Here is a 23,317-nt window from a genome sequence, read left to right as displayed (position 1 = left end):
TGAAAATTTTAAAAGGTTGTATCTTTGCAGCCGGCAAGTCCTACACAACCAGCTCCTGTTGAATCCTCCAGGGCGGGAACGCAGCAAAGGTAAATGGTCGTAGCGGTGTGATGTAGGTAGCTTGCCTTTTTTTATTTATTCCTGCGAAGGCAGGAATCTCATCAAAATAAGTATAAAATCCCATCTTCTTTTCTTCAAAACATGCTCATTTTATGCTCCCATGTAAAATTCATTGTTAATTTTACATAATCAATTATGAATATAATTTATGTCTAAAGTTGTTTTAATTACAGGAGGTTCTTCTGGAATAGGAAAATCAATAGGGGAATATCTTGTCGAAAGAGCGTTCAAGGTTTATGGAACTAGTCGGAATCCAGAAAAGTATCCCGACAGTAAATTTCCTATTTTACAGTTAGATGTAAAAACAATTGAAACCATACAAGAAACCATTAAAGCGATTGTTGAAAAAGAGGGTAGGATAGATGTGCTTATAAACAATGCAGGCGCTGGTATTACGGGAGCGATTGAAGAACTGCCAGAAGCAGAAATTAAAGCCAATTTTGATACTAATTTTTTCGGACCCATTAATGTTATTAAGGCAGTTTTGCCTCAAATGCGTAAACAACATTCAGGATTAATAATAAACATTACTTCTATTGCAGGTTATATGGGACTGCCTTATAGAGGAATTTATAGTGCCAGTAAGGGAGCGTTAGAACTTATAACGGAAGCTTTTAGAATGGAACTTAAAGACTTTAATATCAAAATGACAAATATAGCACCTGGCGATTTTGCTACAAATATAGCAGCTGGTAGATATCATGCACCACTTCTTGAAAGTTCACCATACAAAAAGCCTTATGGAGATACTTTAGACTTAATGAATACGCATGTTGATAGCGGGAGCAACCCCATCATGATGGCGCAAGCTGTTTTAAAGGTAATCAATACCAAAAATCCTAAAGTACACTATAAGGTGGGGGCGTTTATGCAAAAATTTTCTATTGTATTGAAACGCATTTTGCCCGATAAGGTTTATGAAAAAATGTTGATGAAACATTATAAATTGTAAATAACTTAAAGTAAGTTGTTTAAATATTTTAATTAAACCTTTAGGCTAGGTTTTTACAAAGTTGTAAATTTGCAACTGAATAATAACTAAACGAAACAATATGAAATTTTTTATTGATACCGCTAATCTTCAACAAATAAAAGATGCCCAAGATCTTGGTGTTCTTGATGGTGTAACAACTAATCCGTCATTAATGGCTAAAGAAGGCATTACTGGACATGATAATATTTTAAAACATTATGTAGACATCTGTAACATTGTAGATGGCGATGTAAGTGCTGAAGTTATTGCAACAGATTATGAAGGCATGATTAAGGAAGGTGAAGCTTTAGCTGAATTGCACGAACAAATAGTGGTTAAATTACCTATGATAAAAGATGGTGTAAAAGCATGTAAATATTTCTCTGAAAAAGGTATTAAAACCAATGTCACTTTAGTGTTTTCTGCAGGACAGGCATTGCTTGCTGCTAAAGCTGGAGCTACTTATGTATCACCATTTATTGGACGTTTGGATGATATATCTACAGATGGCTTAAACTTAATTTCTGAAATCAGACTTATTTATGATAATTATGGTTTTGAAACACAAATATTAGCTGCTTCAGTTCGCCATAATATGCATATTATTGATTGTGCAAAATTAGGTTCTGATGTTATGACTGGTCCGTTAAGCGCTATTGAAGGCTTATTAAAACACCCATTAACAGATTTAGGTTTAGCTAAGTTTTTAGAAGATTACAAAAAAGGAAACTAAATGCATTTTACATTTATAAGAAAAGCCTCAAATTATTAATTTGAGGCTTTTCTTTTTTAGTAAATGATTATTATCTATTTATCAATCCTAAAAGTTGTTCTTCAAAATTAACACTAAAAATGTTTGAGTGAGGGTTAACTATGATATTGTTTTTATCTAATATAATAGTCTTTGTTATTGGGTAAACTGCTAATGATAATCTGGATTGTTTGGGATCTTTAAATTTGAATTCGTTATCATAAGAAAAATTATTTTTTTTCATGGAATCTTTACAAAAATCAGGACTATTGTCATCAACATTTATACTTATAAAAGATATCTCAGGATATTTTATACTCAGTTCATTTGTTTTATAATGGCTTTCCTTAAAGTGATTATTAAATTTATGGGACCAAAAATAAATGACGGTCGGTTTATTTATTAAAGATGCTATATTAATGTCGTTATTTTTTAAATCAACCAATTCAAGATTAGGGAAGCTATTTCCAGTTTTTAAGTTATTAATTGAGTGGGCAACCGATGACATGTTATGTTTGTTTTCTTCATCGGTATTCTTACTTATGAAGGATTCAAGCATGACATTGTTATCTTCAGAATTATTGTTTCTTGTTAGATACGTCATTGTGTAATAGAAAAGCAAGTCGTTTTTTATTGTTGGGGTTGAAATAATACTGTCAACTACATTAAGGATATCTAAATTATAACATAATGTATTTGTGTTGAAGTCATCTGATTTTGAATGATCAAGATGTGTTTTAAGTGCTATATTATTAAAAGTTGATCTTAAAAAGGAATTGTAGTTCAAAAAATCTCTATTATAATCATTGTTGTAATCAATTTCCTTTCTGTAATCATAAAAGTCATTAGGCAGCGCATTTATAATATCACGCTTATTTTCTCCATAATGGATAAACGGATATATTTCTTTACTGGCATAATAATTATAATCAATGTTTGCTTGTGCTATTTTAATAAACAAATCGGAAGGATTGTATTTTTTTTTAAAGGTTTCTAGTTTTAAATCTTTTTCTGCTTTTAAAGAATCGATTTGATTTTGGTATTTTTCCGGACTTAACTGGCAAAATTTAAAAATCCTCTTTTGCTCAATTTCATTTTGTAGAAATCCATTAATAAGATAATTATTTTTTTTATCACCCGTACCAGTAAAAACCAGTGATTCATCAAAATCAAGCGTATTCAATCTAAATGTAATGCTATCATTTGGTTCAAGCAGGACCATTTGAACTTCTCCACCATGCTTAAACGTATAAATACCGCTTATTAAATTATCAACCTTATAAATAAATCGATTATTTTTATCTAAGCTTATGGTATCCAATACTAAATCGGCCTTTGAAATAACGACAAAGTTTGTATTAGGATTACTTATTTCTCCCCCTATAAAGGCAAAATCATCTTTATCTTTTTTACAGCTAAAAACGGTTAGGGCAAAAATTATGTAGAAAAAAAACAGTTTCATTAATCCTTATAATAATGGTGTTGGTAACATTACCATAACATTACAAAAGTATGTTTTGTATTTAAAAAGGGCTGTTAATACGCTGTTAAATATTAATATAGATAATAAGCTGTAAATATTGGGTTATATTGGGATTTGCTGACTTAAACAGTGTAATGTCCCAAATCCCCAAATAAGGTCAATGGCACTTATACCGATAACCTTTCTATCAGGAAAACAATTTGCGATGATGTTTAACGCTTCTCTATCGTGTTCATCGTTAAAAGTGGGAACCAATACAACTGAATTAATAATTAAAAAATTAGCATAGCTAGCAGGAATTCGTATGCCATCAAAATTTAAACGTTTTGGCATAGGAAGCGTCACTATGTTTGGTGTTTTACCATTTTCTAAAACAGCAGTCTTTAGTCTATTTAAATTATCTTGAAGCGGCTTATAGTTATGGTCTTTTGTATCAGTTTCCACGACTGTGATAATGGTATCTTCATTGACAAAACGAGCCAAATCATCAATATGTCCATGGGTATCATCGCCTTCAATACCCTTACCTAGCCAAATTGTATTTGTAATACCTAAATGGTCTTTAAAAATGGTTTCATAATCAGCTTTGGTAAATCCTTCATTTCTAACTTGAACATTAGGGTCTAGCAAACATTCTTCCGAAGTTAGTAAAGTTCCTTTGCCATTTACATCAATCGCACCACCTTCTAAAACCACAGGTTTTCCTTTGTAAGTGACTTGAATTAAAGGCATATTTATAAAAGAAGCTACTTTTTCAGGAACGTGTCTGTCAAGTTTATGGTTGCTATATTTAGCCCATCCATTAAAGTTAAAATTTAATGCTTTTCTTTCTGAACCTTTTTTAACAATGATGGGTCCGGAATCGCGCATCCAGCTTCTGTTGGTTTTTTGGATGATAAATGATACATTTTGAAGTTTTACATCCGCCAATTCTAATATTTTGGTTACCTTTTCCTGAAGGGTTTTAGTAGCAACAATAAGGATGACTTGTTCAACATTAGCCACTTTTTTTATAAACTCTACAAAAGCCCATTGTATGGCACCATATTTTCCCGGCCAATCATTGCCATTGTGTGGAAAACATAATAAAACACCTTGTTGTTTTTCCCATTCGGCTGGAAATCTCCATATATCGTCACCCATACTAATCTAAAACTCTTTTGGTGATACCATCGTATTGATCAATACGCCTGTCTCTTAAAAATGGCCAATTCTGACGTACATTTTCTTGCAAATTCAAATCGACTTCGGCAATTAAAATTTCTTCTTTATCCTTAGATGCTTGTGCTAAAATTTCACCTTGTGGCCCAGCAATAAATGACGAGCCCCAAAATTCAATACCATCTGTATCTGAAAGGTATTTTTCCAAGCCTATTCTGTTAGCAGCAGCTACATAAATACCATTTGCCACAGCATGACCTTTCATAACGTTCATCCAAGCACCTTGTTGGTTTTCGCCATATTGTGTTTTTTCCTTTGGATGCCATCCAATCGCGGTTGGGTAAAATAATACCTCGGCGCCTTGAAGTGCCGTTAATCTGGCAGCTTCTGGATACCATTGATCCCAGCAAATTAATGTGCCAATTTTTCCTTTATTAGTTGGAAAAGCTTTAAAGCCAATATCTCCCGGAGTGAAATAAAATTTTTCGTAGAAATGAGGATCGTCTGGAATGTGCATTTTCCTGTATAATCCAGCTTCCGATCCATCGGTATCAATAATATAAGCACTGTTATGATACACGCCAGCCATTCTTTTTTCAAAAAAGGGGACAATTATGACAACACCTAATTCTTTAGCCAAATCACTAAAAGCAATGAAAGACGTGCTGTAAAGTGGTTCGGCATATTTAAAATTATCTACATCTTCACTTTGACAAAAATAATGACTGCTGTAAAGTTCAGGTAACAGAATGATTTCGGCACCTTGTTTCGCAGCATCACGCACCCAAGTGATGCATTTCTTTAAATTATTTTCAGGAATATCGTTAAGATTTAACTGAATTACAGATATTTTGTATGTGTTTTTTTTCATTTAAAGAGAAAAATAAATTTAATGCAAAGATATATTTTTTGTAACTTTTATTTGTCCTTTTTGTAAAACGGTATTCTATAGGAAATGATATAACCATAGCCTACACCAATTTTTGTACTATCAAAGGTTTTATTGAAGCCGGGAATATAGATATTGGTGAAATTTTCAGGTTCCGTTTGACTGACCAATCCTTTTAGCTGAACATTAATGCCCATAAACAAATTATTAAAAAGTTCTGCTTTAATCCCTAATATCAATTCAACCCAAACGGCAGTTAAATCGTTGAATTCTTGAGGTTGATTGGACGAGAACTGCGATTGCCAATATTGATTGGTATTATAGACTTGATAATTATGCAATGTATGGCTAAAGGTACTGGCACCAATACGAAAACCGCTATAAATCATATTATCCATATCTAGCCAGTTTTGGTACATATTGTAGTCAATACCAGCTTTTAAATAAGTACCTTTAGTGGTGATATTAAGATAATTATTGTCGTCTTTCTTTTCTTCTATGCCAATTTCACCAGCAATGTATAATTTCTTTTTAAGTCTGAAATCGCCACTAACTTCAAAACCAGAATAGTCGTCATCAACGGACGAACGAATAAGTTTTCCTATATCTGCTCCAAGTCGGAGTCCATATTTTTCCTTGATTTTTATGGAATCATTAATAGAACTTGCAATACTATCATTTTGTGCGTTGGTAGAGACACAAAAAAACAGCATCGAATATATAATACTAGAAAAATAAGTAAAAATGTGCTGTTGTTTCATCTTCTACAGATTGGTTGTCGGTTACAGATTGTCTTGATAATATCCAGTTGTCAGGATTAGTATCGGGCTCTATAGTTAAACTAACGTTTTTAAAAACGGTTTTGTACCCACAAGCTCTAGATACAAAAACTTGTTCGGTAGTATATTTTATGGTTATGATGTCTTCGTTTCCGTTTGGGAAATCATCACTTGGGTCATCTGGTGTGCCACCATTATTTATCGAATAATTTCTATGAAGCCTGTATTGTGTAGCCGTGGTATCTGTTCTTAAAGGTAGTTCCAGTTTCTGAACATTAGCGGCATTATAGCCTTCAAGCACCCCATCGTTATTGACACCTTGAACCCTTATTTGAGGAACAAACTTTACGCTTTCTGGATTGGCACTATCATAAAATTCTATAATCAATTTTGGGGTGGTAGGTGTAGATTCCGGACAGATATCATCGCGTTCACAACTGATAATAATTCCAATAGCAAGTAGTAAAATTAAAAGTAAACTTATTTTTTTCATAAATGTCTTTTACGAGTTCAGTTGTTTAGTTGTTTGTTGTTTAGTTGTGAATTAACTGAACAACTAACGACAAGAAACATAACATTTTTATTGTTTAGTCGATTCGTATTATTCTAATTATCTTTTTTCCAAAAGTACAACATTTTCAACATGAAACGTTTGGGGAAACATATCAACCGCTTGTGTTTTAACCACTTTATATGTTGTATCCATGAGTTCCAAATCCCGTGCTTGTGTGGCGCTATTGCAACTTACATATACCACTCGTTTTGGAGCAATAGTAAGTATTTGCTGAACAACATCTTTATGCATACCATCACGAGGAGGGTCTGTTATGATGACATCTGGATGTCCATGCTTTTTGATGAATGCATCATTAAAAACATGTTTCATATCACCAACAAAGAACTCAACGTTATTTATCTTATTTAATTGTGCATTTTCTTTGGCAGCCGTTATGGCATCAGGAACAGATTCTACACCAATCACTTTTTTAGTTTGTTTGGCAACAAACTGCGCAATGGTTCCTGTACCTGTATATAAATCGTAAACCAATTCATTTCCTGTTAAACCGGCAAAATCACGGGTTATTTTATAAAGTTCAAAAGCTTGCTCTGAATTGGTTTGATAAAATGATTTAGCATTTATTTTAAACTTCAAACCTTCCATGTGTTCAAAAATATGGTCTGCACCTTTATAGCAAATCACTTCTTGATCATAAATAGTATCATTGGCTTTTTCATTAATAATGTATTGTAATGATGTGATCTGTGGAAAGCTTTCAGCAATAAAATCCATTAATAACTTACGATTGGCTTTATCTTCCTTGAAAAACTGCATAACAACCATAACATCACCAGTACTGGATGTACGAACCATCATGGTCCGTAAAAAACCTGTTTGGTTTCTAGAATTAAAAAAGGCTAAATTATTTTGAGTGGCAAATTGTTTTACCGCATTTCTAATAGCGTTGGAAGGATCTGCTTGTAAATGGCATTTTTTTAAATCCAGAATTTTGTCCCACATGCCAGGAATATGAAACCCTAAAGCGTTTCTGTCTCCTAAATCTGCATCTGATTTCACTTCTTCTTGGGTTAGCCAACGACTGTCGCTAAACGAAAACTCCATTTTATTTCGGTAGAAATATTGATCTTTAGACCCTAAAATGGGAGTTACTTCGGGAAGTTGGATATGCCCGATCCTAGTTAAATTATTGGTAACTTCTTTTTGCTTGTAATAAAGTTGATGTTCATAGGCCATATCTTGCCATTTGCAACCACCACAAACCCCAAAATGTTCGCAAACAGGTGTGGTTCTTTTTTCAGACAGTTTATGAAAATTAATTGCTTTACCTTCGTAATAAGATTTTCGCTTTTTAAATGTTTGTATATCAACCACATCACCAGGAACAGCATTTGGTAAAAAAATAACTTTTCCGTCAGGAGCTTTAGCAATAGTCTTTCCTTTGGCACCGGCATCAAGAACTTCAATATGTTCAAAGATTTGTTTCTTCGTAATTTTTCTGGACATGCTGCAAAAGTAATTTCTTTTTCTATTTTGGAATGAATCAATGGGCTATTTTTTTAGATTAATGTATTATGAAAAAGGGATCCTTAAATATTTTACATCGCCATTAATATTTAGTAACTTGCATCTCTAAAATTTACGGATGATTTCTCTCCAACCCACACTTTGGGACAAGCAAGGAATGGTTGTTTTATCAATTTAAATGAAATTAAAATGGCTGTTTTAGAACAATTAACCTCACAGCAAGCTATTAATTTAGAAAAACAATACGGTTCAAACACCTACCACCCATTACCAGTAGTTTTAAGCAGGGGAGAAGGCGTATATGTTTGGGATGTAGATGGTAAAAAGTATTATGATTTTTTGTCGGCTTACTCGGCCGTAAATCAAGGGCATTGCCATCCTAAAATTGTCAATGCATTGATTAAGCAAGCTCAAACATTAACCTTAACTTCCAGGGCGTTTCATAATAATGTTCTAGGTCGTTATGAGAAATTTGCATGTGAATATTTTGGCTATGATAAGTTACTACCAATGAATTCGGGAGCTGAAGCTGTAGAAGCCGCTTTGAAAATTTGCAGGAAATGGGGCTATGAAATTAAAGGGATTTCAGAGAATGAAGGTAAAATTATTGTTTGTAATAAAAATTTTCATGGACGAACCACCACTATTGTGTCGTTTTCAAGTGACAGCTCTGCAAACAAAAATTTCGGGCCTTATTCCAATGGGTTTATCAACATAGATTATAACGACCTAAATGCTCTTGAACATGCTTTAAAGAGCAACTCTAATATATCTGGCTTTTTAGTAGAACCGATCCAAGGTGAAGCGGGTGTTTATGTGCCAGATGAAGGTTATTTGGCGAAAGCGAAAGATTTGTGTGAACAATATAATGTATTGTTTATCGCAGATGAAATCCAAACTGGTATTGCACGAACTGGTAAATTGTTGGCAGTTGACCATGAAAACGTAAAACCTGATATTTTAATTTTAGGAAAAGCCTTAAGTGGAGGTCTGTATCCTGTTAGTGCTGCTATGGCAAACAATAATATTATGGGAGTCATGACACCGGGCACGCACGGCAGTACTTTTGGAGGAAATCCCCTTGGAGCTGCTGTGGCAATCGCTGCATTGGAAGTTATAAGAGATGAAAAGCTTGCTGAAAATGCTGAAAAACTCGGAAGACTGTTTAGAAGTGAATTAGGCAAATATATTGAAACAAGCAATATTGTAAAGTTAGTTAGAGGTAAAGGTTTGCTTAATGCTATTGTGATTAACGATACCGAGGACAGTGAAACGGCTTGGAATATTTGTTTATCCTTACGAGATAATGGGTTATTAGCAAAACCAACACATGGAAACATCATTCGTTTTGCACCACCATTGGTTATGAATGAAGAACAACTATTGGATTGTGTTTCAATAATTATTAAAACACTAAAACAATTTGAGTATTAGATATTATGGAAGAAAAATCGGTTTTTGAAAGTTTTGAATTGGAAGTAAATTCCGAAGTTAAAGGATTTCTAAAAGAAATATCAACTTGGTCTTACTTTTTGTCAATCGTAGGTTTTATTGGAATTGGTCTTATGGTTATTTTTGGTGTATTCTTTGGAGCCATATTGGGCAGTAGTATGGGAGGCATGAATCCATACGAAAACTTGGGCTTCTCAGTTGGATATTTTGGATTGATATATGTTGTAATAGCTCTTGTATATTTTTTCCCGGTGTATTATTTGTTCAACTTTTCTAAAAAGATGAAAAGTGCTTTAAAAGCTAATAATAATAACGATTTTAAATTAGCTTTTTCCAATTTAAAATCCCACTACAAATTCATAGCAATTTTTGCGATAGTTATCATAAGCATGTATGTTTTGATATTTGCATTTGCTGCGTTATCAGCTGCTATTTCTTAATAATGGCAATAAAAAAGCAACCAAATAGGTTGCTTTTTTATTGTTGTAAATAAGGTTTTATTGTCCCATCATTTCCTTCATTTTTTCTTGCAATAATTCTTGGTCTTGTAAGGTCTCCCAACCAAATTCCGAGATTAGCCAAATAACAAAAAGCAGATATAAAGAACTTAAAATAATACCAATAATGGCTAATATTTTACCAATCTTTACATTTTGATAACCAGTATATAATTCAGGACTCTCAGCATATAATTTTGTTGCTTTACTAGCTAAAATGACAGCTACAATTCCTAAAATTAAGCCTACAATGCCGTAACAACAACAAGTTATGATAGACAGTATGCCAAATACTAGGATAAGGGTTGCATTGGGTAGTTTTTGTTGTTCCATATTGTTTTTTTTAGTGGTTTAGAAAAGTTTTAAAAACAAAATTACCGACTATGATTAGTCCATTTAATATTGCCAAAATAGTAATTATTTTGCTAGCATATCTGAAATTTTTGAAAGTATTTAAAACAATTAACGAGAAAAGTAATATTAAGCTAAAAATAGCGGGGTACATATAAAAAGCTTCTACAAATTCACCTTTAAATATAAGTATAACAGAACGTTGCATGCCACATCCCATACATTCTATCCCAAACAATTTTTTGTTTAGGCATGGCAACATAAAATCTTCAATAGACGCCATAAGAAACGTATTATGGTGCTAAAATACTAAAAGGATAGAAATTAATATTTCTTAATATCCAAAATAATGGTATTATGATAAAAATGGAATATGTGGTTTTTGAATAGTGTAGTATGTTTTTAATCTTCTTGGAAGAATATTTATTGAATAAAATTACACTCCAATCATAAATTAAAACGGTTGGTAATAACATAATTAGAAAATTATGTTTAAAACCTTCAAATATATCGCCATGCAAAAATTTGTGAATGGCTCTCTGGCTTCCACAACCGGGGCAATAAAATCCCGTAAGTGAATAGAAAGGGCATTTAGGGAATATGCTCGAATCAGATGGATTATAACTAAAATATAGCAATAACACTAAAAATAGTACTATTGCCATTACAATAATTATATACTTTTCCAACTTAATAAACATCAGCTATTGCTCCAAAAATGGCTAAACCAAAAATGAGGACATACAGGATAATAACTATTAAAGTAATACCAATAGAAATTAATCCCCATGTTTTTGCGTTTTTAGAAGCTTTTAGTGCCTCTTCATATTTTCCATCTTCATATAGACCATTGACTTTTGTTGAATAAATTATACTTACGATGCCTGTTGGTAAACAACATACTATTGTGGTAATAATAGCTAAAGCCAAATAGCTATTAGGTCTTGGTGGTTTATTTTCCATAAGATAAAATTTAATAAATGGTTGGTTTTGTAAATTAAATATAAGGAAAATGTTTTATACATTTAAAAACTTGGTATAATACAGTAAACAATATATTTGAATAAAAATTATTGATTACTTTTCAATAATTTATTTTGATTGCTGAAAATTTATAAAAAACAACTTTTTACATTGATGAAATATATTAATTACATACTTATAATCTTAGGAGCTATTATTGCCCTATATTCTAAAACTGGTACTGAGCAAAATCTATTTATTTTAATTGGCGGCATTACCATGTTAATGTTAGGGGTTTATAGGATTTCTAAAACAATACCTAGTAAATTTAATGATGAAGAAAACAATTAAACTAATTAATTATGGATTTTAATGTTGGTGATCGAGTATTGGTTATAGATGAAGATTTTTCAGGTATTATCAAAATAATTAAAGATAATGTGATCACGATAGAAACTAATGATGGTTTTTTGCTTGATTATAGAAGTAATGAGCTTATCAAGAAGAAATCAGACAATTCTATAAAATCAGCATTATTTACAAATACGAGCATTAAAACGGTTATTTCAGAAAAAGAAACTCCCAAAAGAAAACAGCAAAAAACAAAAGCTAAAGAACGTTATGAACCAACCATGGAGGTTGATTTGCACATCAATCAATTGGTCAACTCTTCAAAGGGGATGAGTAATCATGATATACTTACACTTCAGTTAGATACAGCCAAACGCCAATTGGAATTTGCCATGTCAAAACGCATTCAAAAAATAGTATTTATCCATGGGGTTGGGGAAGGGGTTCTAAAAGTAGAATTGGAATACTTATTCGCACGCTATAATAATGTAAAATTTTATGACGGCAATTACCAAAAATATGGAGTGGGTGCCACCGAAGTTTATATTTATCAAAATGTGGAGCCTAATTAAAGGGAGGGACAACTTGTTCAGTATCAGATAAACCAGTGTTTTCCAAAACACCAAAATCAAATTCATCTTGCGACAAGATTTCCAAACTAATACCAGTTACCTTAAGGGTTACCAAATAACTTAAGTTAATAATATGGTTTCTGTAAGCAGTAGCAGGAACGCTAATGGCAACATCACTATTTAAATAATCTGGTCCAACTAAAGTGTCGCTAACATCATTTCTAGGGTTTTGGTCTTCAGTATCTGTTTCTTCATCGCGGGTTAAAATGCCATCACCATCATCATCATCATCTAAATAATCGGGGATGCCATCACCATCGGTATCTTGTGCGTCATCCAATACACCGTCACCGTTTGGGTCTGGGTTTTCATCTTTCGTCAAAACATTATCACCATCGTCGTCCGCGTCTAAATAATTTGGAATGCCATCACCATCAGTATCATCGTCTTCTAAATTGCCATTGCCGTTTATGTCTTCTAAAGCAGCTGGAATACCATCGTTATCATCTTTGGTTAAAGTTGTCGTTATAATTGCTGTAGCTGTGCTTTGGTAATCTTGAGCTATTCTTATTTCGGAAGAAGGAACGTCACTACAAAATAAATTAGTGGGCAATGTCACATTATTGTAGGTTCTATAATTAAATAAGCCAGTTTTAGGTGTAACAAGGGTATTACTTGTTCCTACATTTATAATTTCAGCTAGTGTTAGGTTTTCAATGAAGATGGATAAAGATTCAGATGGATCATTTTTGGTTTTAAAAAATACTATATCCGATTCTCCACAGGCTTGAAATGACTCGTCAAAATCAAACTCTACCGCAATCACATCACCATCACTACAAGAAAAAGAAAAGATTAAATTTATTAATAGTATAACAAATAAAGATTTCTTCATTGGTTTGGGTTTTAAGGCAAAAATAATAGAATTGTTATTTATAACGCCTGATATTGATAATAATTTTATTTGAAGTAATTTTGCGCCAGATTTAAAAAAAATGAAACACGTTTATTTAGACAACGCAGCGACGACACAAATTCGGGATGAAGTTATCAATGAGATGACTAACATCATGAAAAATAATTATGGAAATCCCTCATCATCACATAGTTTTGGTAGGTCATCTAAATCAATTATTGAAAAATATAGGAAGAGAATTGCCAGTTACTTAAATGTTTCTGCTAGTGAGATTGTATTTACTTCTGGAGGTACTGAAGCCAACAATTTAATTTTAAGAAGTGCCGTGAGAGATTTAGGTGTTACCCACATCATTACTTCGAAAATTGAACATCACGCGGTTTTACATACTATAGAGCAACTAGACAAAGAATATATAATGTCTGTTAGCTATGTAGATATAGAACCAAACGGCGATATTGATTATTTACATTTAGAAACATTATTAAAAACAGAGAGCAAGACTTTAGTTAGCTTAATGCATATAAATAATGAAATTGGCAATGTTTTGGATTTGAAACGTGTTGTTACATTGTGTAAAACTAATGAGGCTTTTTTTCACACCGATACCGTTCAATCTGTTGGACATTATAAATTGGATTTACAAGATATTCAAGTTGATTTTTTAGCGGCTAGTGCCCATAAATTTCATGGACCAAAGGGTGTTGGTTTTGCTTTTGTTAGAAAAAATTCAGGATTAAAACCTTTGATTTTTGGTGGCGAGCAAGAAAGAGGCCTTAGGGCAGGGACAGAGAGTATCCATAATATTGTAGGTATTGCTGAGGCTATGGATATGGCCTACAGAAATTTAGATGAAGAAAGTGCTTATATTTCAAATTTGAAACAGTATTTTATTGATAAAATTTCCAATGACATTCCGAAAGTTACTTTCAATGGAAATTCAGGAAATATTAAAAAAAGCACTTATACGCTTATAAATGTTTGTTTACCCGTTAATCCATCAAAGGCAGCTATGTTCTTATTTCAGTTGGATTTAAAAGGCATTGCCTGTTCCAAAGGAAGTGCTTGCCAAAGTGGAAGTTCACAGAATTCGCATGTACTTGCTGAAATTTTAAATGATGAACAATTGCAAAAACCTTCCGTTCGCTTTTCTTTTAGTATTTACAATACCAAAGCAGATATTGATTATGTTATTGGTGTTTTGAAGGAATTGATTTAATATCAAAGATTAAAATAAAACAAAGAGACTATAAATTAGATTTTAATTCAATCATAAGGGATATTTAGCTTAATGATAGTTAGTAAACTTCAGGATTGGTCGATTGACTTTTTAAATAAATATCGAGGCAGGCAGGCGAACAAAAGAAGATATTTTCCAATTTAGGATGCTTTGTGGCTTGGACTATATCCAAAATCAACATTCTGCAAACACTATCAATAAAAACTTTGTTTTTGCTTTCACTTCTTAACTCATACATTTCCATTACTCCACTTATATTTTTGAAGCTGTGCCTCCCCATCGATTGCAGCTTAAAAAGACTCTTATCAAAGAGTGATTCGATAAACGTTTCTGAACACCAAAATGTGCCTGGGCTCGCTTTGGCCGCAATTCTTGATGTTAGGTTTATTGTAGTGCCAAAATAGCTGTTATGTCTTGTTAGAACTTTTCCATAATGAATACCGCCATGAACCTGAAGAAAATTATGTTCATTGGATGTATAGTTTATAATCCTGACTGCTGTTGCAAGTAAAAAATCAGGATTTGAAGATACAACCATCACCTCATCACCTGTACGTTCCTGGAGATGGCAATCACCCACAAGGCATTCCTTTATAATTTCGATATACCTATCAATTAGGTCTGCAGCAGAAACAGCACCATGTACTTCTGTAAGGGCTGTATAACCTGATAAATCTGACATGAGAATACAAATATTTTCTTCCATAAATATCAGTTTATTTTATAGTTAAATATACAAATATTTCATTCTTATCGATTAAACCTAATTAATAAATTTTAGCAAAATAAGTTGGTTTTATTGATTGAATAAGAAACGAATCAAACGAAGTATTTTTAAAATAGGTTTTATAGTAATGATTTTACAAATTTCAATATTATTTTTGAAAAAGTGTTTTAAAAATAATTTAGGGACCATTAAAAGCCCTTTGAATTTATGAGGAAATTTTCATTATATTAGTGTGAGTTTAAATCCATACGTTGGGCAATTTCAGAGCAAACCAAATTAATAGAATTTAAATCTTGAAAAAATTAAAAAATGAAATTTTACACTTCGTTTCCAAAGAGATTAAAACCATATTATATTGCAGAACTTGAAAAGTACCGTATTGAATATTCGAAAGGGAACTTAAAAAGTGCATGGAATCATTTAGAACGAGCTCACATAATCGGTCAAAAATATCCTTTCTCACACACATTCGTACATTGGAAAATGTTGCAATTCGGATTCAAAATCAAAAGCCGAAAAGAAATTATAGGTCAAATACCTCGTTTAATTTTTGGTGGAGTAAAATCATTTATTGGAAAAATTCCAGTCGGAAATCCCGGAGGAGCAAATGTTCCACCTCTAAAATCATTTCCAATAGAAAAGGAACTGAAAGATATTTTTTTTAAAGCAGGAGTGAATTAAATCCAAAAACAAAAATTATCCAGCGCATGATTTCATGGCGAAATAATAATACCCGATACTTTAACTACAAGACTTCATTACTAATAAATTAACAATTTTAAAAAATGAATGATTTTTATATAGGAGTTATTGTAACTATTGCAATAATTGGTTTGTTGGAAATATTCCAATTTTTAGAAAAACGACTAATCGGTGCTTTGACATTAGTTGGCATTCCTTTTATTTATATTGGTTTTTCTTGGAATGATGTTCTCTCGCTGACTTATGCCATACTTGGAGCTGCAATATTTTTTGCATTTTCTTATTTTGGTTATAAGAAGAATTTTATTCTGATCATAATAGGACTAATTCTACACGGTATTTGGGACATTCTATTTCCATATTATAGCTCAAGTGCTCCTGAAGGTTATGATATATTTTGCTTGACCATAGACTTTCTTCTGGCTTTATATTTCTACATAAGAGTTAAGCCTCTCAAACTAATTTGAAAATAAAAATAAACTGGCGACTAAATTAAAACTTCATAGTTGTTCTAATATTAAAAACCCTTGGTGTTAAGTAATTAGGAATGGCATATTGGCGTTTGCTATATACATCTCTTACCCAAGTATTGGTAATGGAGTTTTGTACATCGAATATGTTATAGATTTCAACACCAAAAGAGAGTTCTTTAAAGGGCTTTTTCCAACCGTTTTTAAAGGGTTTGTTTTCATCAACCAAAACAAATTGAAAGCCAATATCAGCACGCTTGTAATCGGGCAATCTAGTTTGGTACTCATAAGAATCCGCATAACTAGGGGAGCCTCCTGGTAATCCTGTATTGTAAACCAAGTTTAAATACACTTTCATGTTTGGGATATTGGGCACATAATCTTGAAATAAGGCCGCAAACTTTAAACGTTGATCTGTGGGCCTTGCTATATAACCTCTATCATCGATGTTTTCTTCGGTTTTTAAGTAACTAAAGCTAAACCATGATTCTGTTCCTGGTACAAATTCTCCATTAAGTCGCATATCCAAGCCATAAGCATATGCTTCTGCATTGTTTTTGGCTCTGTAGCGAATGCGGACATTTTCTAAGGTGTACGGATTAACATCGGTTAATTTTTTGTAATAAGCTTCTGTGGTAAGTTTAAATGGTCTATCCCACATTTTAAAACTATAATCGTTTCCTAAAACCAAATGAAATGATTTTTGTGCTTTTACATTGGGATTAACAGTTCCCAATGAATCCCTAAGTTCTCTATAAAATGGTGGCTGGTAATACAAACCGCCAGCAATTCTAAAAAGCATGTCTTTTTTCCAGTGGGGTTTTATAGCGAATTGTGCTCGCGGACTAAAAATCGTTTGATTGGATGACGATATATTATCGCCTGAAACCGACCAATTATGAACGCGAATCCCTGCATTATACCAAACATCACTACTTCCTAACGTGGCACGTTTACTCCATTGCGTATACGCTTGCAATCGGTTAATGGTGACGTAATTAGTAGCTCTAACATTTTGATAGGGCATTAAAGGACCTTCGTAAGGAAAGTAAGGTTGTTCGTTTATGGGTGTAGCTTTTGGAGGCCTGATTGAAAAACCTGCCGAATCTATAACTTCCCATTCAACCAAACGGTCTCGAAAATCTTCATTGGTATATTTTAAAGCCCATTCAATACGGTTATCATTAATCTTAAAATCACCTTTATGCTCAATATTTGTTATTAGTGCGTCTAAATCATTACGTCCGTGATTCAATTGACTCCCAACACCTTCACTAAATTCAACCTCCCCTAAATTTTCATCACCAATATTACTGTTAACTTCACCAAGCCTGTATTGAGCCAAAATATCAAAATATTCTTCCTCAGTTGTATGGTATGTAGAAGCAATAAATTTTAGGGTTAAATCATCATTAGCAAAATAAGTGCCTTTAAAAGCACCAAAATAAGTTTGATACTGATCTTTTTCTTGACCATCATAAAAAACTATGAGCGCTTTCGGTTCGCTTAGCGTACCAAAATTGGTTTGCCTTGCTTGTGGTTGATAATCATATTTATTAATAGAGGCATTTCCTAAAAAACTTAAATGGAATTTATTGGAAAATTTATACGTTAAATAAGCCTGCGCATCGGCAAATGCGGGTTTGAAATTAGTTTCGGTTTCTTTTTCTTTAACCAACAAACTATTATCTCGATAACGAACACCTACGATTCCGGTAAACTTAGAATCTTTGCTTATGTTTTCAAAAGACAAACTGCCACCTAGCAGACTTAAATCGGCATTAACCTCAAATTGATACGGGTTTTTATAAGTAATATCCAATACCGAAGATAATTTGTCGCCATATTTGGCTTGAAAACCTCCAGACGAAAAATCGACATTTTGAACCATGTCAGTATTAACAAAACTCAAGCCTTCTTGTTGTCCGGATCGTATTAAAAAAGGACGATACACTTCAATATCATTAACGTATACCAAGTTTTCATCGTAATTACCACCACGAACGGCGTATTGGGTGCTCAGTTCATTGTTGTTGCTAACTCCAGGAAGCGTCATCAATAAATTTTCAATGCCTGCATTGGCGCCTGGAATTTTTCTAATGGTTTCCGGATTTAAAGTCGTTATACCTTCAACTTCTTTTTGGCGTTTACTGGAAACAACAACCATACCTATTTGTTCTGTTGTGTTGTTCATTATAGGATTGAATTCAAAATCCTCACCATTTTTAAGGTTGAAAGTGCTAACTACCTTTTTGTGCGATATGTGTGTGAATTCTATTTCAACCTCTTGGTTAGCAGGAATTTCAATGCTGAAAAATCCGTTTTCATTGGTTTGTGTTCCGATTAAACCAGCTTTAATATTGACGTTTTCAATAGCAATATTCTTTTCATCAAGAATGACACCTTTTATAGTGGCTGTTTGCGAATAACTTAGTCGTGTTATCGATAAAAAAAGGAGAATAATAAACCAAAATTTTGTTTTCAAACGTGTTTATTTATTTTCTGTAAAAAGTTGCTTCAAAAGTAGCACTATTTCCAACATTATCTGTAACAATGACCTTTAAATCGTTCTTCGTTTCGTTACTTACAACATCATTAAAATCGTATGTTAGGGTTTTAGTTTTATAGTCGTATTCCGTTAAAATCCATTTGTCATTGATAGTAGCTCTAAAATTTGAAATACCTGTTTGCGCATCGTTAATTTTAATTTTTAAATATCTAAAATCACTTATCCATTGATTATTTTTAAAATTTATGGGTGCTATAGTTGGATTTACGTTATCTCTAGCCAATGCAAAAGTCCCAAGATTTTTTATGCTGCTTGATAAAATGTCACCTTTTCTCTTGGTGTTTTCATAAACAGGATATTTTTTAGCACCAATTAACCTAGCAATGTATAGTTTACTTTTATCAACATCGGAATACTTGCTTATATCGTAACTTATATTGAAGGTTTTTTTAAGTGGAACAATATCCTCCTCTAAAAAAAGTGTATCGTTTTTCACTTTAAAATCGAGGTAATAATCTTCATAAAAAGTGTCTGGAAAAATATCAACGGATACATTGCCTTCTTTTAAATTAGTAGTTCCTTTTGTATATATAAAATACGGCGTGGTTTTTTTATTTGGATTTTGAACTATATTTGGTTTGGCACCTTTGATGGGAATGGTTATCCAAGATTCATTGTTCTTATAATCACTTACCCGAATTTTATAAACAAGGCTTGTGCTATCTTGTATGGTTAAAATCCCATTGTTCTTAATCGATTTTAACATGCTAAGATCATTGTTATCACTAAATAATTTTTGGACACGCTCTTGCTTGGTTTTAAAATGTTGGTAATCTATAAATCTGTTGAGACGATTTGTTTCATCAAAAGAGAACTTTTTAAAATCTACTTCAAAATTCTGGCTGCCATTAATAAACGTCTGTATGTTATAAACACCGTTGCTATTGGCTCCGAAATCTTGTCGGTCAAAGGTGTTAATGGCGAATCCAATATCTCCAAAAGCATTAATACTTTCGGCCGCATAATCACCACCTTTTAATGGAGTTAATTTGAGCCTTTGTTTTATTTTGGATTTATTTATAGTTGAACTATCTCCAATAGGATAGGCATACAGGGAGGTGATTACAGGTTTGGAGGTATCTTTAATTTCAATGCCAAAAAGCATCGGATTCATGGGAAGCTCATCCTTGTCCCTAATTTCAAAATGAAGATGTGGTCCGCCAGAACCTCCAGAGTTTCCACTATAGGCAACAAGTTCACCTTTTTTAACCAATAATTCTCCCGTATTTGGGAATGTTTCAATTTCGTATGACTCTACTTCATATTGATGTTTTTTAACATACGCTTCAATGGCGGGCGAATATTCCGATAAATGCGCATAAACGGTTGTGTAGCCATTAGGGTGGGTTATATATAATGTTTTTCCATAGCCATAATGCTGAATTTTAATTCTACTTACATAACCATCTGCAGCAGCCAAAACTTTTAGTCCAATACGTTGTTGCGTTTTAATGTCCAGTCCAGAATGAAAATGGTTAGAACGTAATTCTGCAAAATTACCGGATAATATCAGTGGTATTTCTAACGGATTTCCAAAATAATCTTGTGGATAATTGTTTTGGGCACCAATAAATGTTGAGGTAATTAGTAAAAAAAATAGGATTAATTTCATAATAAAAATGGGTATACAGATTTGATAGGTATCTGGCTAAAATATTAATTAGATATGAATCAACAAAAGATAAAGCAAAAATCAATCCATAGTGTTGATAATGAGCAATAACGAATTAATTTAAATTTTATGTAAAAACAATTGTAATTTATAGTTATCTATGTTAACTTTGTGAGATAAGTATTGAAATTTGCAAATGAGTAACATTGAAGACATTGTAGATTCTCTAGAAAACAAAATTAGTAAGGTCTTGCATAAACTCGAGGTTTTAAAGCGTACTAATTTAAAGTTGAATGAAGAGTTAGAGATATCTAAAAATCAACTTCAAGGCAAACAGCAACAAATTGTGGCTTGGGAAGAAAAATATGAAGCTCTTAAAATGGCAAACACAATACTTGGCAGTGATGAAAATAAACGAGAGACTAAGCTTAAAATAAACGCGTTAATTAGGGATATAGACCATTGTATTGCTCAACTTTCCGATTAGTGCTAAGTAAATTCAATGTCAGAAAAGCTTAAAATAAAGCTATCTATAGCTAACAGAGTATATCCTTTGACTATTGATGCAAGTCAAGAAGAAGGATTGCGTAAAGCGGCTAAAAACATTGAAGTGATGATTAAGCAATTTGAGCAAAGTTATTCTGTGAGAGATAAACAAGATGTTTTGGCCATGTGCGCTTTGCAGTTTGCTTCTCAAGTAGAACAGAAATCAATTGATAAAGAGAATGTAAATGAGCATTTAGAAGAAAAACTTCAAGCGCTTGATGAATTATTACATGCTCACTTAATCTCTTAACGTTCTTTTAAATACATTAAAGTTACTGCCTACATTGGTTATTTATTTTTGATAAACTCAACGTTAATTCTCTTAAAAAGGGTGAGTTTAAGTTGTAAAAGCATGCTGCATGTGCTGAATTTATTTAGTACCTAGCAGATCCTTGATCAGCTTGTTAGCCCTAAACTTGTTTTAAGGAGTTTATACAAAATCTTATACTGGTGTAGGCTTTTTTTATATATATAAACCAACTAAATAACATGGATAACTCAATTATAATAATTATTGGAGGCGTAGTATTAGGGATTGTAATAGGATTTATTATAGCCAAAACATTAGAAAAAAACAATGCTTCAAAGCTTGTTAGGGAAGCAAAAAAATTAGCAGTTTCCATTTTAAAAGAAGCAAATAGCGAAGGGGAATCGATTAAAAAGGACAAAATCCTTCAAGCTAAAGAAAAATTTATTGAACTTAAGTCTGAGCATGAAAAGGTTATTTTGTCGCGCGACAAACAAATGGCTGAAGCTGAAAAGCGCACCAGAGATAAAGAATCCCAAATTTCTAGCGAGTTAAATAAATCGAAGACATTAAACGAAACTTTAGAAGCTAAAATTAAAGATTACAATCATAGGCTTGATCTTCTTGATAAGAAAGAAGTTGAAATCAGCAAACTTCATAAAAGCCAAGTAGATCAATTAGAAGTTATTTCGAGTCTTTCTGCTGAAGATGCTAAAGCACAATTAATTGAATCCTTAAAAGGACAAGCTAAAAATGAAGCAATGTCATTTGTGCAAAGTGCTGTAGAGGAAGCAAAACTTACTGCACAGCAAGAAGCTAAAAAAATCATAATTAATACGATTCAACGTATCGGTACTGAAGAGGCTGTTGATAATTGTGTTTCGGTGTTTAATATAGAGTCTGATGATGTTAAAGGTAGAATTATTGGAAGGGAAGGAAGAAACATTAGAGCTATAGAAGCAGCTACAGGAGTAGAAATTATAGTGGACGATACACCAGAAGCAATTATATTATCTTGTTTCGATTCTGTGAGACGTGAAATAGCACGTTTATCATTACATAAATTAGTGACCGATGGTAGAATTCATCCTGCACGTATAGAAGAAGTTGTTCAAAAAACAACCAAACAAATAGAGCAGGAGATTATTGAAGTTGGAAAACGTACGGTAATAGATTTAGGAATTCACAATTTGCATCCAGAACTTATTAAAATGGTAGGAAGGATGAAATACCGTTCTTCTTATGGTCAAAACTTGCTACAACACTCCCGTGAAGTTGCTAAACTATGTGGTGTGATGGCAGCGGAGTTAGGACTGAATCCGAAATTAGCTAAGCGAGCAGGTCTTTTGCACGATATAGGAAAGGTTCCAGATGCAGAAACTGATATGGAAACACCACATGCCATTCTTGGGATGCAATGGGCTGAAAAATATGGTGAAAAAGAAGAAGTTTGTAATGCTATAGGTGCCCATCATGATGAAGTAGAAATGAAATTTTTAATATCTCCTATCATTCAGGTTTGTGATGCCATCTCTGGAGCACGCCCAGGAGCGAGACGCCAAGTATTGGATAGCTATATTCAACGTTTAAAAGATTTGGAAGATATTGCTTTTGGTTTCCAAGGCGTTAAAAAAGCCTATGCGATTCAAGCAGGTAGAGAACTTCGTGTTATTGTAGAAAGTGAAAAGGTAGATGACCAAAAAGCAGCGGAATTATCTTTTAGTATTTCCCAAAAAATACAAACAGATATGACCTATCCTGGACAGGTAAAAATAACCGTAATTAGGGAAACAAGAGCCGTTAATATTGCTAAGTAGTTAGTTAGTTAAGAGTTAAGAGTTAAAAAAATTATTTTTGCTAACAGCTAACAGCTAACAGCTAACAGCTAACAGCTAACCAGCT

26 protein-coding genes and 2 other RNA genes are annotated in these 23,317 nt (G+C 32.8%); 14 read left to right on the top strand and 14 right to left on the bottom strand.

The window, feature by feature from the left end:
- The first annotated feature begins 31 nt into the window (after positions 1-31).
- From ffs to fsa, 3 genes are all read left to right on the top strand, one after another.
- An RNA gene (gene ffs / locus CSW08_RS15190) (signal recognition particle sRNA small type) lies at positions 32-130 on the top strand.
- A 138-nt stretch (positions 131-268) separates the two neighbouring features.
- Positions 269-1,072 (top strand): SDR family oxidoreductase, encoded by an 804-nt coding sequence (locus CSW08_RS15185; RefSeq protein ID WP_106660717.1) that lies wholly within the window; start codon positions 269-271, stop codon positions 1,070-1,072.
- A 100-nt stretch (positions 1,073-1,172) separates the two neighbouring features.
- Entirely contained in the window at positions 1,173-1,826 is a 654-nt protein-coding gene (gene fsa / locus CSW08_RS15180) for a fructose-6-phosphate aldolase (RefSeq protein WP_106660716.1), read from the top strand.
- Between the two features lie 70 nt (positions 1,827-1,896).
- On the opposite strand, the gene CSW08_RS15175 is transcribed toward fsa, so the two are convergent.
- The 6 genes from CSW08_RS15175 to rlmD all read right to left on the bottom strand — a co-directional run bounded on the left by CSW08_RS15175 (position 1,897) and on the right by rlmD (position 8,179).
- Positions 1,897-3,306: a TlpA family protein disulfide reductase gene (locus CSW08_RS15175; RefSeq protein WP_106660715.1), complete on the bottom strand. Its 1,410-nt coding sequence runs from the start codon at positions 3,304-3,306 to the stop codon at positions 1,897-1,899.
- 123 nt (positions 3,307-3,429) lie between these two features.
- A complete protein-coding gene (locus tag CSW08_RS15170) occupies positions 3,430-4,470 on the bottom strand; it encodes an agmatine deiminase family protein (protein WP_106660714.1) in 1,041 nt (346 codons plus the stop codon).
- Position 4,471: 1 nt separating this feature from the next.
- A complete protein-coding gene (locus CSW08_RS15165) occupies positions 4,472-5,359 on the bottom strand; it encodes a carbon-nitrogen hydrolase (protein ID WP_106660713.1) in 888 nt (295 codons plus the stop codon).
- A gap of 47 nt (positions 5,360-5,406) precedes the next feature.
- Entirely contained in the window at positions 5,407-6,138 is a 732-nt protein-coding gene (locus CSW08_RS15160; protein ID WP_106660712.1) for a DUF6048 family protein, read from the bottom strand.
- Entirely contained in the window at positions 6,104-6,649 is a 546-nt protein-coding gene (locus CSW08_RS15155) for a DUF6452 family protein (protein WP_106660711.1), read from the bottom strand. Before CSW08_RS15155 ends, CSW08_RS15160 begins: the two co-directional genes overlap by 35 nt.
- Before the next feature lie 117 nt (positions 6,650-6,766).
- Positions 6,767-8,179, bottom strand: a complete 1,413-nt coding sequence (gene rlmD / locus CSW08_RS15150; protein WP_106660710.1) for a 23S rRNA (uracil(1939)-C(5))-methyltransferase RlmD — start codon at positions 8,177-8,179, stop codon at positions 6,767-6,769.
- 210 nt (positions 8,180-8,389) lie between these two features.
- Here rlmD and rocD point away from each other — a divergent pair, with 210 nt between their 5' ends.
- Together rocD and CSW08_RS15140 are read left to right on the top strand one after the other, a co-directional pair.
- Positions 8,390-9,634, top strand: coding sequence for an ornithine--oxo-acid transaminase (gene rocD / locus CSW08_RS15145; protein ID WP_106660742.1), 1,245 nt, complete (start codon positions 8,390-8,392; stop codon positions 9,632-9,634).
- Positions 9,635-9,639: 5 nt separating this feature from the next.
- Positions 9,640-10,092 (top strand): DUF5362 family protein, encoded by a 453-nt coding sequence (locus tag CSW08_RS15140; RefSeq protein ID WP_106660709.1) that lies wholly within the window; start codon positions 9,640-9,642, stop codon positions 10,090-10,092.
- A gap of 57 nt (positions 10,093-10,149) precedes the next feature.
- Here the strand turns inward: CSW08_RS15140 and CSW08_RS15135 are convergent, their stop codons facing one another.
- The 4 genes from CSW08_RS15135 to CSW08_RS15120 are packed head-to-tail and all read right to left on the bottom strand — an operon-like array spanning position 10,150 to position 11,463.
- Positions 10,150-10,482 (bottom strand): CCC motif membrane protein, encoded by a 333-nt coding sequence (locus CSW08_RS15135; RefSeq protein WP_106660708.1) that lies wholly within the window; start codon positions 10,480-10,482, stop codon positions 10,150-10,152.
- Between the two features lie 10 nt (positions 10,483-10,492).
- Complete coding sequence (locus CSW08_RS15130; protein ID WP_317044940.1) at positions 10,493-10,762, bottom strand: DUF2752 domain-containing protein; 270 nt, start codon at positions 10,760-10,762, stop codon at positions 10,493-10,495.
- Positions 10,763-10,793: 31 nt separating this feature from the next.
- On the bottom strand, positions 10,794-11,165 hold the full coding sequence (locus CSW08_RS15125; protein WP_238987284.1) for a DUF2752 domain-containing protein: 372 nt from the start codon (positions 11,163-11,165) through the stop codon (positions 10,794-10,796).
- A gap of 25 nt (positions 11,166-11,190) precedes the next feature.
- Complete coding sequence (locus CSW08_RS15120) at positions 11,191-11,463, bottom strand: CD225/dispanin family protein (RefSeq protein WP_106660706.1); 273 nt, start codon at positions 11,461-11,463, stop codon at positions 11,191-11,193.
- Between the two features lie 171 nt (positions 11,464-11,634).
- On the opposite strand from CSW08_RS15120, the gene CSW08_RS18160 reads away from it, so the two are divergent.
- Entirely contained in the window at positions 11,635-11,814 is a 180-nt protein-coding gene (locus CSW08_RS18160; protein WP_394337037.1) for an LPXTG cell wall anchor domain-containing protein, read from the top strand.
- Positions 11,815-11,825: 11 nt separating this feature from the next.
- Positions 11,826-12,386, top strand: coding sequence for a Smr/MutS family protein (locus CSW08_RS15115; protein WP_106660705.1), 561 nt, complete (start codon positions 11,826-11,828; stop codon positions 12,384-12,386).
- On the opposite strand, the gene CSW08_RS15110 is transcribed toward CSW08_RS15115, so the two are convergent.
- Positions 12,379-13,281, bottom strand: coding sequence for a hypothetical protein (locus CSW08_RS15110; RefSeq protein ID WP_106660704.1), 903 nt, complete (start codon positions 13,279-13,281; stop codon positions 12,379-12,381). The genes CSW08_RS15115 and CSW08_RS15110 overlap by 8 nt on opposite strands.
- Positions 13,282-13,381: 100 nt before the next feature.
- On the opposite strand from CSW08_RS15110, the gene CSW08_RS15105 reads away from it, so the two are divergent.
- A complete protein-coding gene (locus CSW08_RS15105) occupies positions 13,382-14,521 on the top strand; it encodes a cysteine desulfurase family protein (RefSeq protein WP_106660703.1) in 1,140 nt (379 codons plus the stop codon).
- A gap of 79 nt (positions 14,522-14,600) precedes the next feature.
- Here CSW08_RS15105 and CSW08_RS15100 read toward each other — a convergent pair whose 3' ends face one another.
- Positions 14,601-15,248, bottom strand: coding sequence for an adenylate/guanylate cyclase domain-containing protein (locus tag CSW08_RS15100; RefSeq protein WP_106660702.1), 648 nt, complete (start codon positions 15,246-15,248; stop codon positions 14,601-14,603).
- 330 nt (positions 15,249-15,578) lie between these two features.
- Between CSW08_RS15100 and CSW08_RS15095 the strand changes: the two genes are divergently transcribed.
- The gene (locus CSW08_RS15095) at positions 15,579-15,950 is read left to right on the top strand and encodes a DUF3703 domain-containing protein (RefSeq protein WP_106660701.1); all 372 of its coding nucleotides are present in this window, start codon (positions 15,579-15,581) and stop codon (positions 15,948-15,950) included.
- A gap of 104 nt (positions 15,951-16,054) precedes the next feature.
- Positions 16,055-16,438, top strand: coding sequence for a DUF6010 family protein (locus CSW08_RS15090; protein ID WP_106660700.1), 384 nt, complete (start codon positions 16,055-16,057; stop codon positions 16,436-16,438).
- Between the two features lie 25 nt (positions 16,439-16,463).
- On the opposite strand, the gene CSW08_RS15085 is transcribed toward CSW08_RS15090, so the two are convergent.
- Both CSW08_RS15085 and CSW08_RS15080 read right to left on the bottom strand, forming a co-directional pair.
- A complete protein-coding gene (locus CSW08_RS15085; RefSeq protein WP_238987283.1) occupies positions 16,464-18,926 on the bottom strand; it encodes a TonB-dependent receptor in 2,463 nt (820 codons plus the stop codon).
- Positions 18,927-18,936: 10 nt separating this feature from the next.
- A complete protein-coding gene (locus CSW08_RS15080) occupies positions 18,937-20,622 on the bottom strand; it encodes a M23 family metallopeptidase (protein WP_106660699.1) in 1,686 nt (561 codons plus the stop codon).
- Positions 20,623-20,818: 196 nt separating this feature from the next.
- On the opposite strand from CSW08_RS15080, the gene CSW08_RS15075 reads away from it, so the two are divergent.
- The 4 genes from CSW08_RS15075 (at position 20,819) to rny (ending at position 23,232) form a co-directional block, all read left to right on the top strand.
- Positions 20,819-21,109 carry a hypothetical protein gene (locus CSW08_RS15075; RefSeq protein WP_106660698.1) on the top strand — a complete coding sequence of 97 codons (291 nt, stop codon included), beginning with the start codon at positions 20,819-20,821 and terminating at the stop codon, positions 21,107-21,109.
- Between the two features lie 15 nt (positions 21,110-21,124).
- Complete coding sequence (locus tag CSW08_RS15070; protein WP_106660697.1) at positions 21,125-21,418, top strand: cell division protein ZapA; 294 nt, start codon at positions 21,125-21,127, stop codon at positions 21,416-21,418.
- A 55-nt stretch (positions 21,419-21,473) separates the two neighbouring features.
- A non-coding RNA gene (ssrS, locus tag CSW08_RS15065) (6S RNA) lies at positions 21,474-21,600 on the top strand.
- Between the two features lie 57 nt (positions 21,601-21,657).
- Complete coding sequence (rny, locus tag CSW08_RS15060; RefSeq protein WP_106660696.1) at positions 21,658-23,232, top strand: ribonuclease Y; 1,575 nt, start codon at positions 21,658-21,660, stop codon at positions 23,230-23,232.
- Positions 23,233-23,317: the final 85 nt, after the last annotated feature.

Source organism: Confluentibacter flavum (assembly GCF_002843175.1).
In the GTDB taxonomy this organism is placed as follows: Bacteria; Bacteroidota; Bacteroidia; order Flavobacteriales; family Flavobacteriaceae; genus Confluentibacter; species Confluentibacter flavum.
Note: the sequence above shows the minus strand (reverse complement) of the source record. Positions and strands in the feature narration are given on the sequence as shown.

Bases quoted from the DNA above. Each gene is read 5' to 3' on its own strand.
- CSW08_RS15185 (WP_106660717.1), top strand. From the start codon at position 269: ATGTCTAAAGTTGTTTTAATTACAGGAGGTTCTTCTGGAATAGGAAAA.
- fsa (WP_106660716.1), top strand. From the start codon at position 1,173: ATGAAATTTTTTATTGATACCGCTAATCTTCAACAAATAAAAGATGCC.
- CSW08_RS15175 (WP_106660715.1), bottom strand. From the start codon at position 3,306: ATGAAACTGTTTTTTTTCTACATAATTTTTGCCCTAACCGTTTTTAGC.
- CSW08_RS15170 (WP_106660714.1), bottom strand. From the start codon at position 4,470: ATGGGTGACGATATATGGAGATTTCCAGCCGAATGGGAAAAACAACAA.
- CSW08_RS15165 (WP_106660713.1), bottom strand. From the start codon at position 5,359: ATGAAAAAAAACACATACAAAATATCTGTAATTCAGTTAAATCTTAAC.
- CSW08_RS15160 (WP_106660712.1), bottom strand. From the start codon at position 6,138: ATGAAACAACAGCACATTTTTACTTATTTTTCTAGTATTATATATTCG.
- CSW08_RS15155 (WP_106660711.1), bottom strand. From the start codon at position 6,649: ATGAAAAAAATAAGTTTACTTTTAATTTTACTACTTGCTATTGGAATT.
- rlmD (WP_106660710.1), bottom strand. From the start codon at position 8,179: ATGTCCAGAAAAATTACGAAGAAACAAATCTTTGAACATATTGAAGTT.
- rocD (WP_106660742.1), top strand. From the start codon at position 8,390: ATGGCTGTTTTAGAACAATTAACCTCACAGCAAGCTATTAATTTAGAA.
- CSW08_RS15140 (WP_106660709.1), top strand. From the start codon at position 9,640: ATGGAAGAAAAATCGGTTTTTGAAAGTTTTGAATTGGAAGTAAATTCC.
- CSW08_RS15135 (WP_106660708.1), bottom strand. From the start codon at position 10,482: ATGGAACAACAAAAACTACCCAATGCAACCCTTATCCTAGTATTTGGC.
- CSW08_RS15130 (WP_317044940.1), bottom strand. From the start codon at position 10,762: ATGTTGCCATGCCTAAACAAAAAATTGTTTGGGATAGAATGTATGGGA.
- CSW08_RS15125 (WP_238987284.1), bottom strand. From the start codon at position 11,165: ATGGCAATAGTACTATTTTTAGTGTTATTGCTATATTTTAGTTATAAT.
- CSW08_RS15120 (WP_106660706.1), bottom strand. From the start codon at position 11,463: ATGGAAAATAAACCACCAAGACCTAATAGCTATTTGGCTTTAGCTATT.
- CSW08_RS15115 (WP_106660705.1), top strand. From the start codon at position 11,826: ATGGATTTTAATGTTGGTGATCGAGTATTGGTTATAGATGAAGATTTT.
- CSW08_RS15110 (WP_106660704.1), bottom strand. From the start codon at position 13,281: ATGAAGAAATCTTTATTTGTTATACTATTAATAAATTTAATCTTTTCT.
- CSW08_RS15105 (WP_106660703.1), top strand. From the start codon at position 13,382: ATGAAACACGTTTATTTAGACAACGCAGCGACGACACAAATTCGGGAT.
- CSW08_RS15100 (WP_106660702.1), bottom strand. From the start codon at position 15,248: ATGGAAGAAAATATTTGTATTCTCATGTCAGATTTATCAGGTTATACA.
- CSW08_RS15095 (WP_106660701.1), top strand. From the start codon at position 15,579: ATGAAATTTTACACTTCGTTTCCAAAGAGATTAAAACCATATTATATT.
- CSW08_RS15090 (WP_106660700.1), top strand. From the start codon at position 16,055: ATGAATGATTTTTATATAGGAGTTATTGTAACTATTGCAATAATTGGT.
- CSW08_RS15080 (WP_106660699.1), bottom strand. From the start codon at position 20,622: ATGAAATTAATCCTATTTTTTTTACTAATTACCTCAACATTTATTGGT.
- CSW08_RS15075 (WP_106660698.1), top strand. From the start codon at position 20,819: ATGAGTAACATTGAAGACATTGTAGATTCTCTAGAAAACAAAATTAGT.
- CSW08_RS15070 (WP_106660697.1), top strand. From the start codon at position 21,125: ATGTCAGAAAAGCTTAAAATAAAGCTATCTATAGCTAACAGAGTATAT.
- rny (WP_106660696.1), top strand. From the start codon at position 21,658: ATGGATAACTCAATTATAATAATTATTGGAGGCGTAGTATTAGGGATT.